Annotated in this window: 13 protein-coding genes; 8 read left to right on the top strand and 5 right to left on the bottom strand. The window is 58.0% G+C overall.

Going from position 1 to position 18993, the window contains the following annotated elements:
* Positions 1 to 135: 135 nt before the first annotated feature.
* On the top strand, positions 136 to 3978 hold the full coding sequence (locus DSM3645_RS28420; RefSeq protein WP_002653182.1) for a PVC-type heme-binding CxxCH protein: 3843 nt from the start codon (positions 136 to 138) through the stop codon (positions 3976 to 3978).
* 50 nt (positions 3979 to 4028) lie between these two features.
* Here DSM3645_RS28420 and DSM3645_RS15540 read toward each other — a convergent pair whose 3' ends face one another.
* The 4 genes from DSM3645_RS15540 to DSM3645_RS15525 all read right to left on the bottom strand — a co-directional run bounded on the left by DSM3645_RS15540 (position 4029) and on the right by DSM3645_RS15525 (position 9574).
* Positions 4029 to 5753 (bottom strand): chloride channel protein, encoded by a 1725-nt coding sequence (locus DSM3645_RS15540; RefSeq protein ID WP_131282620.1) that lies wholly within the window; start codon positions 5751 to 5753, stop codon positions 4029 to 4031.
* Between the two features lie 682 nt (positions 5754 to 6435).
* Positions 6436 to 6876 (bottom strand): hypothetical protein, encoded by a 441-nt coding sequence (locus tag DSM3645_RS15535; protein ID WP_002653178.1) that lies wholly within the window; start codon positions 6874 to 6876, stop codon positions 6436 to 6438.
* Positions 6877 to 7017: 141 nt separating this feature from the next.
* A complete protein-coding gene (locus tag DSM3645_RS15530; RefSeq protein WP_002653177.1) occupies positions 7018 to 8022 on the bottom strand; it encodes a DUF1559 domain-containing protein in 1005 nt (334 codons plus the stop codon).
* A gap of 349 nt (positions 8023 to 8371) precedes the next feature.
* Entirely contained in the window at positions 8372 to 9574 is a 1203-nt protein-coding gene (locus DSM3645_RS15525) for an AraC family transcriptional regulator (protein WP_002653175.1), read from the bottom strand.
* A 384-nt stretch (positions 9575 to 9958) separates the two neighbouring features.
* On the opposite strand from DSM3645_RS15525, the gene DSM3645_RS15520 reads away from it, so the two are divergent.
* From DSM3645_RS15520 to DSM3645_RS15510, 3 genes are read left to right on the top strand one after another with little or no spacing between them, the layout of a single operon-like run.
* Positions 9959 to 11263, top strand: coding sequence for a carcinine hydrolase/isopenicillin-N N-acyltransferase family protein (locus DSM3645_RS15520; protein WP_002653174.1), 1305 nt, complete (start codon positions 9959 to 9961; stop codon positions 11261 to 11263).
* A gap of 60 nt (positions 11264 to 11323) precedes the next feature.
* Positions 11324 to 12127, top strand: a complete 804-nt coding sequence (locus DSM3645_RS15515) for a BPL-N domain-containing protein (protein ID WP_116344413.1) — start codon at positions 11324 to 11326, stop codon at positions 12125 to 12127.
* Positions 12128 to 12180: 53 nt separating this feature from the next.
* Complete coding sequence (locus tag DSM3645_RS15510) at positions 12181 to 12879, top strand: hypothetical protein (RefSeq protein WP_237564826.1); 699 nt, start codon at positions 12181 to 12183, stop codon at positions 12877 to 12879.
* Positions 12880 to 12922: 43 nt separating this feature from the next.
* On the opposite strand, the gene DSM3645_RS15505 is transcribed toward DSM3645_RS15510, so the two are convergent.
* Positions 12923 to 13399: a VOC family protein gene (locus tag DSM3645_RS15505; protein ID WP_050769446.1), complete on the bottom strand. Its 477-nt coding sequence runs from the start codon at positions 13397 to 13399 to the stop codon at positions 12923 to 12925.
* Between the two features lie 497 nt (positions 13400 to 13896).
* Here DSM3645_RS15505 and DSM3645_RS15500 point away from each other — a divergent pair, with 497 nt between their 5' ends.
* The 4 genes from DSM3645_RS15500 to DSM3645_RS15480 all read left to right on the top strand — a co-directional run bounded on the left by DSM3645_RS15500 (position 13897) and on the right by DSM3645_RS15480 (position 18923).
* Positions 13897 to 14829 carry a YybH family protein gene (locus DSM3645_RS15500; protein WP_116344511.1) on the top strand — a complete coding sequence of 311 codons (933 nt, stop codon included), beginning with the start codon at positions 13897 to 13899 and terminating at the stop codon, positions 14827 to 14829.
* A 34-nt stretch (positions 14830 to 14863) separates the two neighbouring features.
* A complete protein-coding gene (locus tag DSM3645_RS31370) occupies positions 14864 to 16477 on the top strand; it encodes a protocadherin (protein ID WP_131282616.1) in 1614 nt (537 codons plus the stop codon).
* Between the two features lie 103 nt (positions 16478 to 16580).
* Positions 16581 to 17228: a hypothetical protein gene (locus DSM3645_RS15485; protein WP_002653168.1), complete on the top strand. Its 648-nt coding sequence runs from the start codon at positions 16581 to 16583 to the stop codon at positions 17226 to 17228.
* Positions 17229 to 17261: 33 nt separating this feature from the next.
* Positions 17262 to 18923, top strand: a complete 1662-nt coding sequence (locus tag DSM3645_RS15480; protein ID WP_002653167.1) for a HEAT repeat domain-containing protein — start codon at positions 17262 to 17264, stop codon at positions 18921 to 18923.
* Positions 18924 to 18993: the final 70 nt, after the last annotated feature.

The raw sequence follows: 18993 nt of genomic DNA, 5'->3' as shown, positions 1-18993 counted from the left end.
CTGGACGATCTAAAGGCCCGCAATTACAGGGTTTGCGGCACTTGTGTTCGCGATTTCCGGTAGTTACTGTAAGACCGGCTTGAGCCCCGAGTTGTGATTTTTTTCGCCTCACATTCCTTCCAAGTACCGCCAGAAATGAAAAAACTTACCTACCTACTGAGCGCCTTTGCGCTGATCGGAATGGTCCTCGCATCGCCTGTGAATGCTCAGAAATGCCTCCTTCCCAACTTCGAAATAAAACTGCTGGCCGAAGTCCCAGAAATTGAACATCCGTCGGTCGTCACCTGCGATGACCAGGGAAATCTGTTCGTTGGTCTCGACCCGATGGACATGCGGGGGCCGACGACCAAAGAGTTCGATCGGATCGTGCGGTTCGAGATGGACGCCGCTGGCCGGCCGACGCGTAAGACGGTCTTTTGCGAAGGTTTGGCCGCCGTGTTTGGCATGGTCTGGCACGACGGAGCGCTCTATGTGTTGCACGCGCCGCATTATTCGGTCTTTCGAGATACTGACGGTGATGGGATCGCCGACGAACGCAAAGAACTGGCCGATGGCTTTGGTCCGCCGGCTGGCGTCTACGGCTTCAATGATCACATCGTGACCGGCACGCACTTGGGGATGGATGGTCGCGTCTATATCAGCGTCGGCGATAAAGGAATCCCGAAAGCGGTCGGCGCCGACGGCTCGACCATTACGCTTGAAGGGGGCGGCATCGCCCGAATGAAACTCGATGGGACCGAGCTGGAGATCGTCTCGTCGGGAACGCGCAACCATTTGGATGTCGCGATGGACTCGCTCGACAATATGTTCACCTATGACAATACCGACGACGGAGTCGGCTGGTGGACCCGCTTCACGCATCATGTGCCGTCCGGCTACTTTGGCTATCCGTACGACTATCACCCCCATCCCGAACGTCACTTGCCGCGCATTTCGGAGCATGGAGGCGGTTCGCCGGTGGGCGCCGACGCCTATCGAGAAGCGGCCTGGCCGGCTGATCTGGTCGACGTCCCTTTCATGTGCGAATGGGGTAAACAAAAAGTGCAGCTCTTCCGTCTGACCCAAGATGGCGCTACCTTCAAGTCGCAGATGGAGGATTTTCTGGTCGCGGACGACAGCGGCGAACCCTTTCGCCCGCAGGATATTTGCTTTAGTCCCAACGGCAAGCACATGTATGTCGCCGACTGGAACTACAACGGCTGGGTCAACAAGCAGGTGAAAGGCCGCCTGTTCCGCGTCACCTACACCGGTGATCAACCGGCAGTCGCAAATGAACCGCCGCGAGCGCCGTTTCAAGCGGCGACCGTTGACCAATGGATCGCATCGCTGGCGCATCCTTCGCACGCCGAGCGAATGCGGGCCGAGTTCGCGATCGCCAAGTCAACCGACGGGGTGAAAAAGGCGAATCAACTGCTGAGCGACTCCGGCGCTGCTCCCCTGGCCAAGATTCATGCGATTTGGGCTGGCTCGGTCCATCGCGAGAGTGATGCGATTCCGGCGGGTGAAAAAGTCGATTCAACCGGTGTTTGGATCTCGGCATTGAACGACGCCAACGCCGACGTTCGCGCCCAAGCCGCCAAAGCGCTGGGATTGCATCGCAGCCAGCACGCGATCGATTCGCTTGCTCAGCGACTTCAAGCGGACAACGACGCGACGGTTCGGTTGCACAGCGCCGTCGCGCTGGGGCGCATCGGCGACATGCTGGCCGAGCAAAAGTGGCGCAGCGTCGATAGCGGTGAGCCCGGCGTCGTGCGAGCCCGCGAAGACGACAAGCACTATGTACTGCCGTCGCAAGGGGACCGCGATTTGGCCCAAGTGCTGTGGCCGGCGCTGGCCGATGCAGATCCGACCGTGCGTCACTGCGTGATGCAGGCCCTACGTCAAGTGAACAATTGGCAAGACGCCGCGGCGTATTTGCAGGACGAGAAGACTGCCGCTGCCGCCCTGGTGACGTTGACCGGCGTCTATGACCTGGCGGCGATCAACGCGTTGCAACAGTACGCTTTGCAGGGATCGAAGCCCGCCGAACAGGCGCAAGCGGTCGCCGCACTCAAAGAAGTTTACATGCAGGCTCCTCCCTACGAAAAAGGTTGGTGGGGAACGCAACCGGCCCGAGGAAAACCGGCCCGCAGCAAAACGATCGCCTGGTCTGGGACTGAACCGGTTGCGGCGACCTTGCGTGACGTGCTCAACTCCGCCGCGCCCAGCGAAGTGCGATTAGCGGCGATCCAGGCGCTGCAAGATGTGCAGGACGATCGTTGCAAGGCGCTGCTGCGTAAAATCGCGGCGGCGGGCAAGTCAGCGGAAGAGTCGACCGCGGCGATCGCCGCGCTGGGCCAGCTGAAAGATCGTGAATCGGCGACGTTGTTCGCGTCGATCGCCGCTAACGATCAATTGGCGGATGCGACGCGACGAGAAGCGATCAAAGGCCTGGCGGTGCTTGGTTCAGACTCAGCGATCGATCAGCTGTTGGCGATTACCGCGGCCGCTAACAGTACGGCCGCGCTGAAGATCGTCGCCCTCGAGACTTTGAGCACGCTTAAAAGCGACAAGTCGATCGAGCCGGTCCGGAAGCTCTTGTCAGACGGCAATCCCGCGATTCGCGTGGCGGCGATTCAAGCGTTGGGCGCAATCCAAGGAGAAGAAGCGGTCTCTGCTTTGGTCCAGTCGCTGCAAGATGAGAACGTTGATGCTCGCAAAGCGGCTTTGGCGACTCTCGCATTGCTTAACTCAAGCGAAGCGATCCCAGCGATGTTGGCGGCCGCCGATGACGTCGCGACTCAATTTGACGCTCAGATGGCGCTGGCTGCCGTGCCGGATCGGCGTGCTTTGCCGCAATACCTGCGTGCGGTCACCAGCGCTAATCAAGAGCTGCGCAAAGCGACCATGAACGCGCTATTGGCGCTGCGTGAATTGGTGCGTGACGATATTGTCGCTTTGAATCAAAGCGGCGAGTTATCCAATCGTGCTCGTGGTCCGCTGCAAAGCGTCTTCGAAACGCCGGTTCCCGTGCAACAGTGGCAGTTGATTGGTCCCTTTCCGAAAGTTGGCGATAACAACAAGCCGCCGGCCTTTGATTTTCGGGATGCGCCGAATGCGGAACAATTGATCCACGTCGGCAGTCGCAGCCTGCAATGGGAGTCGATTAAGACCGACGACAAAGATGGCCGCGTTTCACCGGCCAATTTTCTTCAGGGATCGCGGCAGAGCGTTTGGTGCTACGCCTATACGCCGGTGGTTCGCGATTCGGCAGGTTCGGCGACGTTGCAAGTTGGCAGTGACGATCAATTGACCGTTTGGGTCAACGGCATGCAGGTTTATGAGTTCGACCGCAATAGCGGTTGGTCAAAAGATCGCGACTCGTTCAGCGTCGACTTGAACGCCGGCGTCAATCATGTTTGGTTGCGCTGCGGCAATGACGGCGGACCTTGGGATTTTTCGTTGGCGACCAGTCAGCGCGATCCGCAGCTCGCATTTCTTTATCAAGATGTGCCGGAGAAGCTCGACATCGCGGCGTTCCGTAGCTTCGCCGGTTCTCATTCTGGCGAAGCCGCGCGGGGCAAGAAGTTCTTCGAGAACACGCAAGGCGCCGCTTGCATTAAATGTCACTCGGTTAGCGGTATCGGCGGCAAAGTCGGGCCCGATCTGGTCGGCATCGGAACCAAGTATCCGCGTGAAGAACTGATTCGTTCTATCTTGGAGCCTTCGCTGCGGATCGCCAACGGTTACGATACCGGCGTGGTCATGACGGTCGACGGAAACGTGCTCACCGGCGTGTTGAAACTGGAAAGTCCCGAAGCGGTCGAACTAGTGACCGCCGAAGGCAAAACGGTTCGGATCGCCGATGCGGATATCGACGACTTCAAACGGAGCCCGTTGTCTTCGATGCCCAACGGCATTCAAGAAGGGATGCAGTTGCAAGACTTCGCCGACATCGTCGCCTATTTGGAAAGTCTGAAGATTGCCGAAAGCCCGTAGTTGAGCGGCGATCATTTACGAATTTCTGATTGGGCGCAGCTTGCGCCCAATCAGAGGAGTTCGGACCAACGCGTGAGATAAACTCCCAACTCGCGCCAGGTGATCACGCCGGCGATGTCGTCGACCCGATCCGAGTCGGCATGGGAGAAGACCACTGCGCAACTCGCTTCGGCCTGTTGCATCTCGCGCATCGCTTCGACCAAGGGGGTCTTGGGGCCTAGGCGAACGAACGTTTCGCCTTTGTCGGGCGAAGCTGACGATTGGATCTCACCGGTTCCGAAAGGATGGAACACGCGGACCACTTGGCCTTCGTGCGCCTGGATCGTTACGCCGGCATAGGGACCAATCGCGGCATGCTCAGCGACGATTTGATAATTTTTCTCCATGACGTCTTCAACATGCCGCGCGTCATCAAGCGCCGCCTGCAAACCTTCTGGCACGATGCGCCCGCGACGCAACAATTTCAGCGTGTAGATGCTGGCCGGGCAAAGCAGTTTGCGGACGGTGCACGCGACAATCGTCGTGACGATGATCGGCATCATGACGTTGTTATCGTCGGTCATCTCTTGCAGCATGACGGCGGCCGTGATCATGGCCCCGGTCGAAGCTCCTACGCCAGCGGCCATGCCGGCCAGCGCGAAGGTGACGGGATCGATTTCGACGCCTGGCAGCATTTGGTTGGCAAAATGAGCGAACGCCGATCCCAGCGTCGCCCCCATGAAGAGCGCCGGCGAAAACACGCCGCCTGATCCGCCCGAGCCGAGCGTTAAAAAGGTGACGAACAGCTTTAGTACGCACAGCAGCAGCAGAAACGCCGGATTAGTCAGTTCGCGGGTCAAGACGTCCATGATCGACGCATACCCGATTCCTTCTAGATAGTAGCGACCGGTCGAGCGCCACATGATATAGAACAAAATGCCTGCGACCAGCATTCCTGACGCATGTCGAACCAGATCGCCGCCGGGCATTTTTTCAAATTGATCTTCGGTCCAGTAGATCCCTTTGATGAACGCGACCGAAGCCAAGCCCATCACAACGCCAAACGGGATCAACAGCAGCAGCATCCCAGGGGAATTCAGTTCAAATTGGTTGACCTGCAGCGGCTCGATATTAAAGGCCGGGTAAACCCCCAGCAGGGCTCGTCCAATATAGGTGGCCGTGATCGTCGCCAGCGCTACCGGCAAGAGCGTCCGCACGTTGATCGAAATCAACAATAGTTCGATCGCAAAGACGACTCCGCCCAATGGCGCGTTGAAGGTTGCGGCGATTCCGGCCGCCGCGCCGGCGGCGACCAGCGTCACTTGTTGCCGCGCCGGGACGTTGATGATTTCGCCGAGCGTCGCGCCAAAGGCGCTGCCGATTTGAATGATCGGACCTTCTCGGCCCACCGATCCGCCGCTGCCGATGCAGATCGCCGACGCGAGCGACTTGATGACGGCGACAATCGGACGGATGATCCCCCGCTTGTAGTGAATCGCGTCGATCACCTCGGGCACGCCGTGTCCTTTGGCTTCCGGAGCAAAGGTTTTCACCAACCACGCGACCATCAATGCGCCGATCACCGGCACGAGAATGATGCCGGCGCCCCAAGGGTTGGCGGCGGTGTGAGCGTTGGCGTCGTACGAAAGACTCCACTCCCCCAGAAAGAACAGATTGTGCAGCACGCCGATCAACAGGCGAAACAGCCAGGCGCCCAGTCCGCCGATCGTACCGATCGCCAGCGAAAGAAGACACATGACGAGCAGATTCACAGGCCGTTGCGGCGTTGAGGTCACGCATTTAACTCCAAGAAAGGCGGAATACTCTAAGGTCTACTCGTCATGATAAGCCGTAAAAATCAGGGAAAACGGCCCGCATAGGCGTCCGCTGGAAATTGCCTCGCCGATTGTATCCGGAAGCTGCTCTGCAAATTGCGGTTGTAGCGAAAAGAGCGATTAATCGGTTTCCCCAACAGCGAAAAAGCGGGAGAAAATGATCCCCCGACGGAACGCAGTTTGGAACCAATTTCACCAATAGAGTCACGTCGGATTGCCTACTCATCGGCTCGCGGCGCGTGGATGATGCGCGACGGCAATGCGACAGGCTTGATCGGCGAATGGGGATGGGACTATCCCGATCACCTCTGGCGCAACCGATCGGATGCGGGGACGGTAAAACAGAAACAAGCGGTCGGCTAGGCGTAATTTCGGCGAAGGCCTGATTCACTTCGTCTTGATCGACTCCCCCTCGCGAAAGGCGGTCAGAGGAAGGATCGCGCTGGCGCTCTGAATACGGCGGTAAATCGATTCGGTTCCCAGCGGCAGGTAATTGATTCCTGCGGAGCGGAGCGTCGTGGATCTCGTGCTGGGATCGCCGTGAAGAGGTCGCGCATTACGCATGGATGACAGGCGAAGCTGAGACAGAGACGCTAGCCGCCATCCTCCTGCGCTTCATTTTTTCGGCGTCATCCGGATGCCGCTATTGCTCGCTTTCTGGGTCATCCAACACAGGAAACTTTTTCGGCGGCTTGCTGACGAGATGAAAGTCAAACTTGGTTCCTTCCGCAGCGTTCACCGTGACAGCGGCGACTCCCTTGTCGCTGTAGACCTGGGGAATCACCAGCTTTTTGTGGGTGCCGCCCTCGGCGGTATCCATGGTCATGTGGATTTTTACGGTGTAGGCGCCCGGCGATGCCCCTTTTCCATAGCGTCGCGTCGATAATTCATATTTGCCATCCACATCCGTGAGGCCAAACGCCATCGGAAATTCCTCGGAGATAAATGCGACCTCCGCATTCTCGACCGGCTTGCCTTCGAGTTGCACAACCCCCGACACCGAAATCGTATTAACTCTGTTCGAATAGGGATTACAACCGCAGCAGGCGAACCAAGCGGTCGCAATTAACAGGCAGTATTTCATCGCGTAGTCTTTCTGCGAGCGAGAAGGGGGCAGTGGGTGGCGTTGCTCCAACGCAGGCGTCTTCCAGTCTGGCTTTCGGCTTAAGCGCCATGGAAAGTCGAAAGCAGCGTTTGCGTGCCTAGGTCTCTCTGCTGGTCTCGTTTAGAACTCGCTGATTACTTCCCCATCATTGCGGGCCGAGATTCGATTCATGATCTTCGAGTCGAGCGTCTCTGGAATAAATCGAGCGCTCGCATCCGCCAAGACGAATTGAGCCCCGCCGTTGTGATGCGATCCAAAAGCATAGCTGCTCGTTCCGTTAATCGCGTTCAAGGTGCTGACCGCTCCGCTGGCGGTTACCCCGCGAAGGGTCTGGATGGTGGCGACGTTGCTGCGTACGCCGGCAGTCGAGTTGCCGTTAGCGGTGATCCCAATCCAAACAGCGCCGCGATAGTCCACTAGCCCTGACGAACCGGTCGTTCCATTGGGGCCGTAGGGGACCTCGCCGATCATCACGGTGTTAGAAGTTCCGTCGGTAATATCGCGGAACTTGACTTTGCTATTTGCAGAGAACACGCCGTTGCCCCCGTCCACGCAACTGCCTGCATAGTAGGAGCAATTCGGCAGCGCATCGGTGTAGCGCGCTTGCGTATTGCGATCGCCAAAGACCCCTTTGTAGGTGGATAGGCCGTGCGCCGGAGCGCTGGAGGAGTTGGGAAGCGACTCGTTCAAGTCGCCGCCTGGAGCGCTGGGACAGCGATAGGCGCTGATGGGCGGTTGCGAGTTGGCGACAATATCGGCGTCGTCAGAAGCGGGTCGTGAATTGACCTGGAGCGCCTCAAAACGATTGTTCTCTTCGATTTGGGGCAAAATCATCGCTCCCCATCCCCAACCTGGCCCGTCAAATGCCGAGACGCTGTTGTCGTTGTTGTGGCGATAATATCCTGCGGGGAACGACCCATGGATATCGTGATAGTTGTGCAACGCCAGCCCCATCTGCTTCAGATTGTTGGTGCACTGCAAACGCCGAGCGGCTTCGCGTGCTTGTTGGACCGCCGGCAAGAGCAGCGCGATCAAAACGCCGATAATGGCGATCACCACCAGCAGTTCGACCAAAGTAAAGCCGCGTCGAACTTGAGCAGCAGCCGATCGGTTTGGCGAAGGCATCAGTTCCCCTTTTGGTTCAGCAATGGAGTTGGGATCAATGAAAATTAAATAACTGCGACCAGCACCAGCACTGCTTTACGATGGTCTGGACGGAAACTAACCTACGCCGGCTGCTGGGCGGTTCCTATGGTCGTTCACGCAAAATGATTAACCGATTTTGCAATGAACGACCAATTTTTCATTTCATCGCTGCGATGCGCATCTTTTTTGTGCATCCTTGCCATCGGAGCGGTTTGGCGTCGGCGACGGCGTCGAATTTTGTTCCAGGTTTTCGGAATTCGCCCCGTTTGAGAATGCCTAGTAATCAAGCACGTCCCCCATTCAATCGCGCGAACAAGATGGCGCAGAATCAGAGCGACTGTCTCGAAGACGCCGCGATGGGATCATAGTTGCGACGATATTCGCCCGGCGTCATCCCGGTCATGCGCTTAAAGAAACGGAGCGTTGAGTTCTCACAACTGAAGCCTGATTTGGCGCTAATTTCGGCGAGGGAAAGGTTCGTTTGCCGCAAAAAATCTTTCAATACCAAGAGCCGCGCAAATCGAATCTCCTCGGCCGGCGTCCGGTTCAACGCTTTGCGAAATCGGTCTTCGAGCGACCGCCGAGAAACATCGAGAAATCGGGTCAGGTCCGAAACGTTGATCGCGGAGTCGGCGTTTTGTTTGATGTAAGCGACGGCGTTTTGAACCATCGAATCGGCCGCAAAAATCGTATCGGTCGACGGCTTTTCAATAATCCCTTCCGGTGCGATCGCGATCGGCTCGTCACGCGGAGTTCCTCCCGAGATCAGACGTCGCAGTTCTCGAGCAGCTTCGTAGCCGACTAACTCGGGCCGTTGCTGGATGTAAGAGATCGGCATCGGCGAAAGCTGCGAAATCAGCGGATCGTGTTCGACCGCCAGCACGGCGACATCGTTCGGAACATTAATGCCTTCCGCTGAGCAAGTGAGCATGATTTCTCGAGCCACGACGGTCGAAAAGGCGATGACGCCGATCGGTTTGGGAAGCGAACGGACCCATTGGACCAATCGCGACCGTTGATAGTCATAGTCGGACGAGGGAGAAGCGGGGTCCGGCGAAAAGCTCCGCAGCGAATACCCGGCCTCTTCAATCACGCGCTCCGCAGCCGGTTGAACCGGGTCGCGGTAGTTGTAACACAGCGGGGGGCCGATATACCCAAAATGTTGGAACCCGCGTTGGACAAAGAAATTGCCAGCCAACTCGCCGCTTCCCTGGGGATCGGCGATCACTTTGGGAAACCGACGCGATTGTTCGCTGTGCCAAGAAACATTGATGGTCGGCATGTCATGACGTTCCAGGGACGCTCGGACATGTTCGTCCGCAATCCGCGCGATAATCCCTTCCCCTTTCCAGTCGGCAGGCATCAGCGCCTGCGTTTTCATCGCCCGGGGGTGAAGCCAAAAGTCCCAACCGCCATGCTCGGCGGCGAAGCGCGATACCCCCTCAAGAATCGAGCGGCTCCATTGGCTTTCGTTCAAGACCAACAAAGCGATACGCAAACGATCTGGATACACGGACAGTCGTCGAATCATTCGATGATGTTTCAATCTACTAAGTTAGGTAAGCAGTCGGCGAACTCTTAATCCTTTTGCAGAACAGCGATCCAACCGATCACAACGCCGCCCCCGAATATGGTTGGAAAACTTGTTCCTGCAATTCGGGGGCCGAAAATAACAGAAAGGAGCATTTCATCAAGGATGCGCACAGTGATCCAATCGCCGTAGGACTGACTTGGAAAAAATCGGCAGGGGAAAAAACGAACATTTTTCTGCGCATAAAATCATTGTGGGGGAGTTTGAAGATCGCGATACTTCATAAAAATCAGGCGACCCTGCCCAGAATAAGAGCAATCGATTTGTCGCCTATCCCTCTTAAGCCGCTGAATGCTTACCCCAAACGAACCCCTGGGACGATTCATGAATCGACTTAACATCCCTGATCGCCGAACGCTGCTCGTTGGCTTGTTGGTCGGGCTGATTTCCTTCCTCGGCGCTGCCGAAAGCGATGCTTGTACCACGGCCGTCATCAGCGGCAAAGCGACCGTCGACGGTCGGCCGATTCTTTGGAAAAACCGAGACACAACCTCTTCCATTCATAACGAAGTCGCTTTGTTCGACGACGGAAAATACCAAGCGATCGGCGTGGTCAACGCCGGCAACCGCGCCGCGATCTGGATGGGAGTCAACGAAGCCGGACTTTGCATTGAGAATTCCGTAAGTCGGGACCTGAAAATCGAAGGGTCCGCCAGTGGTCCCGGCAACGGCGGTTTGATGAAGAAGGCTCTTCAGACCTGTGCGACCGTCGCCGACGTTGTCAAACTGCTCGACAAAACCAACATATCAGGACGTAGCACGGTCGCCAATTTTGGGGTGATTGACGCTGCGGGGGGCGCTGCGTTGTTTGAGACCGGCCCCAAATCGTATGTCATGTTTGACGCCAACGATCCGCAAGTCGCGCCGCAGGGCTACATCGTCCGCTCCAACTTTTCGACCACGGCGCGCAAACTAAACGCCAATCCCAAGTCGGAAGATCTGGACGAGATCTACTCGGCCGAGCGCTACATGCGGGCCTGTTCGCTGATGTCGATCGGCGAACAGCAGAAGATCTCGTTGGAACATGTCGTACGACGTTGTACCCGCGACATGGCGGATAAGAATCTTCCGCATCCTGGCAGCGTCAACGCGCCGGAGGGAACGTTGCCCGAGATCATCAACACGACCAACACGATCAGTCGCACCACCACGGTTTCGGCGGCCGTGTTTCAAGGAGTTGCGCCAGGCGAAGATCCTGCTTTAACCACGATGTGGACGATCTTGGGAGATCCCAAGTTTTCAATCGCCGTCCCTTGCTGGGTCGCCGGCGGTGTCGCTGACGAACTAACGGATGAGCGGGGAGGTGAGTTGGGCGAGATCGCGATTTCACTTCGAGACTGGAATCTGACGCCTGACAAAGAGGGCGTTTATACGCAGAGCTTGCCTGGCATCTGGAGCGACCTTTGGAGAGTGGAAGACGCGCTGTTGGTCGATACGCAAAACGCCAAAGCGTCTTGGTCAAAACGAAAAGTCATCGCGACGACGATCGCAAAATTTCATTCGCAAGCGGCCAAGCGAGCGATGAAAGCGATGGAGCAAGAGTTCCGCGAAACCAAGGCCGCCGCGTTGGCGACGCCGCAACCGGCGACGCCAGCGTTCGAGCCGACATCAACATCCGCGTCTCGCTAAGAAATAGTCGTTGTTCGATTCTTGAATCCTCGCTCAATCCAAACCGAAATGGACCGAAAGATGACCCGCGTTTCCTGCAAACTCGCATCGCGCATTCTGCCGCTCACGGCGGCGATCATCGCGCTTTTGCTTCCCGCGATTGCGATCGCGGAAACGCCGAAAGCCGCGACGGAGCGCGACCTGATTCGGGTTGCGATCTATAGCCATTCGGCCGAAAACGGCGAAGGCAGCGGACCGACCAATCTGCAACGATTTTTGGTGGCCGAGAACGGTTTCGAGAGCGTCGTCGTCTCGCCGAACGAGATTCGTAGCGGCGTGCTGAACAATTTTGACGTGCTGGTCATGCCAGGCGGCTCGGCCAGCTTGCAAGCCAAAAAGCTGGAAGACGCCGGTTGCGAAATGGTCAAAAACTACGTCCGTGACGGAGGCGGATATGTCGGCATCTGCGCTGGATCTTATCTCGCCTCTGCTCAATATTCTTGGTCGCTAGGGATCGTCAACGCCAAAGTCTGGGATCGCTCGCATTGGGCTCGCGGCACCGGCGCCGTATCGCTGGGACTCACGTCAACCGGCTGCGATCTTCTGAAGAGCGACAAAGAGCATCTCGACGTCTACTATGGCCAAGGGCCGTTGCTCGTTCCTCATAACGACCCTCAACTGCCGGGCTACGAAGTGTTGGCGACCTATCGAACCGAAATCGCCAAAAAGGGAGCTCCGGTGGGCGCCATGGTGGGAACGCACGCGATCATTCGTACGATGTATGATGAGGGTCGGGTGATCTGTTTTAGTCCGCATCCGGAAAAGTCGGGCGGTCCTAATTCCATCATGATGGAAGGTATTCGCTGGGCCGGTTCGCGTCCCTAATCGCCCTTTTCATTCCTACTCTTCCGCGTTCTCCGAGCCGAGGTCACGTCGTCTTGCGATTTTCAAGCCACGCCCAGCTTCCTGCTTTGGCCGGCAAGGCATTGTCCAACTTATCTTCGTTGTGTACGGCGTGGGACGCGGTCGAGTACCGATATCCGTGGCGCGTTGACGAGTTGTTCGCTTCCCCATCCGATCGATTGTCGTTGATCGGCTATGGCAGCTTGATGAATCTCGCCTCCGCGCGACGATCGTTAAACGCGGAATGCCTGGCGTCGGCGCAACCGGTGGTCGTATTCGGCGCACGCCGCGTTTATGAATACGTCATGAGCCCCACGGGCCGCCGCGTTTATGGCGAGGTCGAAGGGGAACAACGATTCGGCGTTCTTAATGCGCAGGCAACCGGAGATCGCGCCGATTGGTTTAACGGGATGATGTTTCAGATCGGCGCGGACGACATACCCGCGTTGCTTTCACGCGAATCGGCCTACGATCTGTTGCCCGCTTGGACACTGGCGTGGGAAGATGATACTCCTCGTCCACAGATCGCTTATTTCTTCTCGTGTCGACAAAAGACGTTCGCCGGTCGCCAAACCATCGATTCGCAGATCTTGCCGCATCCGCGCTATCATGAGATCTGCGAATCGGGCTGTCTGGCGATTTCTCACGAATTCTTACATGCGTTCCGCACGACCACTTGGGTTCGGCAATCGCGGCTGATTGATAGTGCGGATCGTTCCCTGGTAACGGTTTGATCGCGCCGCGACGACTCTCTTTCCATGTGCTCCTCGCTCGCAACTACTTGGCGAACAGCGATCGCAAGTCACGGAACCCTTTGATCTCGATCGCGTTGCCGGAAGGATCAAAAAAGAACATGGTCCCTTGTTCACCCGGCTCGCCGGCAAAGCGGATGTAGGGAGCGATCACGAAGTTGATCTCGAGCGCTGTGAGACGCTCCGCTAGTTCGGACCAAGCGGCAAGGTCGAGCACGACCCCGAAGTGAGGAACCGGCACGCCGTGGCCGTCGACTTCGTTGTAGGCAAGCGACTCGTTCGTTTTCTGCTTGTTCAAGTGACAGACGAATTGATGACCGAAGAAATCAAAATCGACCCACGTCTCGGCGCTGCGACCTTCCGGACACCCTAACCGTTCGCCATAGAATTTTCGGGCAGCGGCCAAATCATGAACTTGAATCGCCAGATGAAATGGTGAGAGCGACGGCGCGCTGTGCGACGCGTTATCTTCTGGCAGAGGCGCTGCAGGCGAATTCGGCATTTTGACGATCTGTTTTCTCAGAAATAATAAGGTCTGCCGCATCACTTGGATGTTCAGTGACAGTGTTTACCAGAATCGTACCGATTCGGGACATCCAATTCGAGACGCAGCGGCTTGGTTTCCGCCAAACTCTTGGTTAGGGAGATAGACCGGAGATCCATCCCAGGCTGAGCGAACGTACTCTAACTAGTCGAAAGAGAGCACCATCGGTATCGGAGGAGACGCCAGCGGCTTGATGGCGTAGTTTCGATGAAGATTATGACGAATTTCGGACTGACACCGATTTCTCAGAGGCCGATAACGACAATTTGTAGTCGAATCAAGTTGCTTCGGAGAAATTGCGTTTCAACAAATTTCCGGCAAATTTGCTGGTAATATGCAAAATTGTCGGCGATGCCAAACTATGCTTTACTAAACTCGTCGTCATAATTACCGGTAGGAAACCGGCTACCCCATCGCACGGCCGCGTCGCCCTCTTTTCATTGGATTGCATTCTGGTGACTATTTTGCACGCGACGGCTCGAGCCGCATTGCTCGTCTGCCTGCTTTCGCCGATCTCCGTATTTGGAGCTGAAGACGCCGCAAAACAGGTCGTTGCGAGCGATCAAAGCGAAGAACTAGCGGCCATTCGTGAGCAGTCGAAGGCGTTTGAAACGGCCTTTAATCAAGCCGATTCGGCGGCGCTCGCGGCGCTTTGGACCGCGGACGGCCAGTTTGTCGACGACTCGGGACGCAGCTTCACTGGCCGTAAAGAAATCGGCGCCGGCTATGCCGACCTCTTCGCCAAACACCCCGACGCCAAGATTCAAATCACGATCGATTCGCTTCGTCTGCTGAGCGACGACGCGGCGCTGGAGGAAGGACGCGCATTGGTCGGTCCCAAACTAGCCGGCGCGGCAGGCTACAGCACCTATACCGCAGTCCATGTGAAAGTGGATGGTAAATGGTTGATGGCCTCGGTCCGCGATCGCTGGGTTGACACGCCTTCGGCGAATCAGAACGTCGCCGATCTGGAGTGGCTGATCGGAAAATGGACCGCCGAAGAATATGGCGTCCGCATTGAATCAGAATGCCGCTGGGTCGCCAACAAGACCTTTGTCGAACGAATGTACACGACCACCGCCCCAGGCGGAATGAAAACGACCGGCGTTCAGTTGATTGGTTGGAATCCGTTGCAAGGGCACGTTCAATCGTGGAACTTCAGCGCCGACGGCGGACATGCCATCGGGATCTGGTCGCCGCAAGAAAATGGCTTTGTGGCCGAGATGCATGGAGTGACCGGCAGCGGGATTCCCACGATGTCGGTTAATACGGTGACCAAACTGGATGACAACGCCTACACCTGGCAGTCAAAGCAACGCTCGATCGGCGGCGCGGCGCTGCCTGATACGGACGAAGTCGTGATCAAACGCCAGTCGTCCAATCCCTAATTCTTCTTCCACGCTCGCCTATCGGATGGATGCCATGATTCGTCAACGACTTACTTGGACCGTAACGTTCGGTTTGATCCTAGCAATTTCCTACTCGCAGTGCTGGGCTCGCGGCGGCTTTGGCGGCGGAGGCGGCCGAGGCGGATTTGGCGGCGGAGGCGGAGGTTTCAGTGGAGGCGCTCGCGGCGGCATGGGGGGCGGCGGATTCAGCGGGGGCGGCGGGTTCAACCGCGGCGCCGGCGGCCTCGGCGGAGGTGGTAACTTCGGCGGACTCGGCGGCGCAGGCGGAATCAATCGCGGGGCCGGTGGTCTCGGCGGTGGTGCTGGAAACTTTGGCGGACTCGGCGGCGGCGGCGGACTCGATCGCGGGGTTGGTGGTCTCGGCGGCGGCGCCGGAAACTTTGGCGGACTCGGCGGCGGCGGACTTGATCGCGGGGCCGGCAACTTCGGTGGATTAGGTGCCGGCGGGGCCGGTGGTTTGGATCGTGGCGCTGGCAATTTTGGCGGGCTCGGCGGTGCTGGTCTAAACGGCAAAGCTCCCAGCCGGGGACAACTGAACAACTTTTTGGGGCTCCCTTCGGATGAAGGCCTGCACAACCTGGGCACGAACGTCAACCACAACAGCTGGGACGGCAACAATTTCGATGTGAACCACGGCTCGGTTGACGGACCTCGCGGCGGCGCTGCGGCCGGAACAACCGTCACTGGACCGCGGGATAACACCGTCGGACGCGGAGCGGCGGTTGGCCCCAACGGCGGCGCCGTGGCTGGTCGCGGATTTGAAGGCGCCGGCGGAGCCGCTGGCGGACAAGCCATTGGTCGCGGCCCCAACGGCGGTGTCGCCGCAGGCGGAGCGATCCGCGGTCCCAACGGAGGCGCGGCCGCTCGCGGAGCGGTGGTTGGCCCCCATGGGGGCGCTGCTGCGGGATTCGCCCGGGTTTCTCCTTCTGGACGATACAACTGCGCCGTCGCGGTGCGCGGCAATTTCAATCACTGGGGCGTCTATGGTCACGGTTGGTACACGAATCATCCTGGCGCTTGGTTCGCCGCCGGTTGGACGGCCGGCTATTGCTGGCGAGCCGCGACCTGGAACTCGCTTGACAGTTGGATGGGTTACTATCCGGTCGCGCCCGTTTACTATGACTATGGCAACACGGTCGTCTATCAAGACGACGGCGTCTATGTGAACGGCCAAAACGCCGGAACTCCGCAGCAGTACTACGATCAGGCGAGTACGCTGGCGACCGACGGGGCCGATGCGTCGGCGTCGAAAGAAGGCGACTGGCTGCCGCTCGGCGTCTTCGCTTTGACCAAGACCGGCGAAACGACCTCGGACGTGACGATCCAGCTGGCGATCAACAAGCAGGGAATCATTCGGGGAAATTACACCGATACGAAGACCGACAAGACGCAGGTGATTCAAGGCTCGGCCGATAAGAAGACGCAACGCGTCGCTTTTACGGTGGGCGACAATACGACCAACGTGGTGGAAACGGGGCTTTACAACTTGACCAAAGACGAAGCTCCCGCACTGATCCATTTTGGAACCGAGAAGACCGAACAATGGTTGCTCGTGCGGCTGAAAAACCCAGATGACTCTGGCGCCGACGCGGATTCCAACTCCAATTCGGACCCCTTGAGCGAGTAGCGACTTTTCGCTGCAATTGGATAGCGTTTCGGCGATCTCGGTGGAGAACGCCGTTTCGCGTTACTAGCACACTTAACTTTCTCAATCTCTGAGAGTTCACACGATGAAACTGATTTTGTTTTCCATTCCCTTCCTGTTGCTCGCCGGAACCGCGTCGGCACAACCCGGGTATCCTGGCGGCCCGCCGTATTACGGCAGCTATACCAATACCGCAACGGCCGAACAAGGCGCACTCAATGGCATGGCCAATTTGACCAGCGCTCGCGGTTCGTACAATTTGCAAACCTCGCAGGCCGCCGTCTATGCGACCCAAGCGCAAAGCAACGAGATTGCGAACCATCAGCAATACGCGGACACCTACTTCCAGATGCGTGAAACGCGCGACGCCTATGTCGCCAAGAAGAACCCGCGACCGACCGAAGAGCAGTTGGTTTACCTCGCTCGGTCCAGTGCTCCCAAACCGCTTTCGACCGATCAAATGAATGCGGTGAGCGGCGAAGTCCAATGGCCGACCTTGTTGCAGTATCCTTCCTTCGAATCAGAGCGAGACGCGCTGAGCACTCTGCTCGAGAAGAAAGCGACCCACGGCGGACTAGGCTATCAGGATGTGAACACGTTCATCCAAACGGCGGACGAAATGAACGCCAAGCTGAAGAGCGGCATCAAAAAAGTCCCGCCGCAGCAGTACGTGCAAGCGAGCACTTTCTTGAAGAGCTTGCTTTACGCGACTTGCCAGGTCGACTTGCAGTAATTCCTTGACGCCCACACCTGAGATAGACAAATCATGAACTTCAATATTCCGCGATTTCTGGCGTCGACGGCTTTTGCTGCAGCGCTTGCTTTTTCTGGTTCGGCTTTGGCCGACGCTCCGACCACCGAACAATCGATCGCCGCCCTCTCGTCTACCGACGAGCTGGTGCTGATGAAAGCGATCGATCAACTGGGCGCGCTACGCGACGGCGGCGCCGCCGCGGTTGAGCCGCTGATCGAGAAATTGAAATCACCTTCGGCCGCAGTTCGAGCGCACGCCGCTCACGCGCTCGGACAAATTGGTTCCGCCGCAGCGCCTGCCGTCGACAGCTTGGTGAAACTGGTCGGCGATCCCGATCCGTTGGTCCGTCGCCAGGCGATCAGCGCGATACCGGCGACGCACCCCGATCGCCAAAAAGTGATCGGCCTGTTCGTTAAACTTTTGGGTGGTTCGGATGACGCCGTTCGCCTGCGAGCGATGCAAACGATCACCATCGCCGGCAAACAGGCGGTGCCCGGTTTGACGGAAGCGTTGAAGAATGAGAAAGCGGCCTTCTGGGCCTGTCTGATTTTGCGTGACATGGGGCCGGAAGCCGCTGACGCCGCTCCGGCGCTGACCGCGTTGTTGGCCGACGCACCGATCGAAACGCGTCGCGAAGCGATTCTCGCGCTGGCCGGCATGCCGGAAGCGGCGGAGCCGTCGATTCCCGCAATCGCCAAATGCTTAGACGAAGATTATCTGCAGCTCGCAGCGACGTTCGCGTTGGGGCGAATCGCCAAAATTCCGGCGGACGATCAGGCGAAGATCCTGGCCAACGTCGGCGGCAAAGATCAGGTCTTGAGCCTGGTTAGCGAATGGGCGTTGGCGCGAGCCAATCCTGACAACCAAGAGATGCAGAAGCAGGTCGTGACGCGACTTGCCGTTGCGCTGGCTAACGAAGATCCCTGGGTTCGCTCGACCGCCGCGAAAGCGTTGATCGCATTGCAGGCCCAGCCCGAGTTGGTCATTGCTGAATTGCACAAATCGTTGCCAGGCGCCGACGCTTCGATCCTGGGTGAAGCGATCGAAGTGCTCGCTAGCCTTGGCCCTCCGGCCATCCCGCATTTAACCGCGGCCCTGAAAAACGAGCAACTGCAGCAGCCGGTTGCCGCGATCCTCGGCGACATGGGCGAAGGCGCCGCGCCGGCGGTTCCGGACTTGGTCGCGCTGATTGACAACGAGAATCCGCGGACCGCGAACGTCGCGATTTTGGCGCTGGGTGGAATCGGTCCCGCCGCCGCCAAAGGCAGCGTGCAGCGATTGATCCAGGCCTTGCAAGAGGGCGAAGGCGCCACGCCGCATGATGCGGCTCTTTCCCTTGGCAAAATGGGGCCAGCCGCCGCCGAAGCGGAGCCTGCGTTGCTGAAAGTGATGTCGAGCAGCGATGACATTTCGCTTCGCGTCCTGTGCGCCTGGTCAGAGATGAAGATCAGCGGCAAGTCGGACGAGACCGCTGCGAAAGTACTGCCGGAACTGACGGCCGCCTGCAAAGCCGAGCATCCCGTGTCGCGTAAAGGCGCCGCCGAGCTGTTAGGTCAACTCGGTCCGGCCGCCAAATCGGCGACGCCCGCGCTGCAGTCGCTGTTGAAGGATCAAGACCAAGCCGTGCGTGACTCGGCTGCCCAAGCGCTGGAAGCGATCGGGCAAGACAAGTAGTCAAAACCTTGTTGCGACTACCGTCGGTTGAAATTTCTGCAAGCCGCCAGCCCGCATTGGGTTGGCGGCT

This window comes from Blastopirellula marina DSM 3645 (assembly GCF_000153105.1).
In the GTDB taxonomy this organism is placed as follows: Bacteria; Planctomycetota; Planctomycetia; order Pirellulales; family Pirellulaceae; genus Blastopirellula; species Blastopirellula marina.
Note: the sequence above shows the minus strand (reverse complement) of the source record. Positions and strands in the feature narration are given on the sequence as shown.

What these genes read in the sequence shown, in the direction of transcription:
- DSM3645_RS28420 (WP_002653182.1), top strand. Translation starts at nt 136, where the DNA reads ATGAAAAAACTTACCTACCTACTGAGCGCCTTTGCGCTGATCGGAATG.
- DSM3645_RS15535 (WP_002653178.1), bottom strand. Translation starts at nt 6,876, where the DNA reads ATGAAATACTGCCTGTTAATTGCGACCGCTTGGTTCGCCTGCTGCGGT.
- DSM3645_RS15530 (WP_002653177.1), bottom strand. Translation starts at nt 8,022, where the DNA reads ATGCCTTCGCCAAACCGATCGGCTGCTGCTCAAGTTCGACGCGGCTTT.
- DSM3645_RS15525 (WP_002653175.1), bottom strand. Translation starts at nt 9,574, where the DNA reads ATGATTCGACGACTGTCCGTGTATCCAGATCGTTTGCGTATCGCTTTG.
- DSM3645_RS15520 (WP_002653174.1), top strand. Translation starts at nt 9,959, where the DNA reads ATGAATCGACTTAACATCCCTGATCGCCGAACGCTGCTCGTTGGCTTG.
- DSM3645_RS15515 (WP_116344413.1), top strand. Translation starts at nt 11,324, where the DNA reads ATGACCCGCGTTTCCTGCAAACTCGCATCGCGCATTCTGCCGCTCACG.
- DSM3645_RS15505 (WP_050769446.1), bottom strand. Translation starts at nt 13,399, where the DNA reads ATGCCGAATTCGCCTGCAGCGCCTCTGCCAGAAGATAACGCGTCGCAC.
- DSM3645_RS31370 (WP_131282616.1), top strand. Translation starts at nt 14,864, where the DNA reads ATGATTCGTCAACGACTTACTTGGACCGTAACGTTCGGTTTGATCCTA.
- DSM3645_RS15485 (WP_002653168.1), top strand. Translation starts at nt 16,581, where the DNA reads ATGAAACTGATTTTGTTTTCCATTCCCTTCCTGTTGCTCGCCGGAACC.
- DSM3645_RS15480 (WP_002653167.1), top strand. Translation starts at nt 17,262, where the DNA reads ATGAACTTCAATATTCCGCGATTTCTGGCGTCGACGGCTTTTGCTGCA.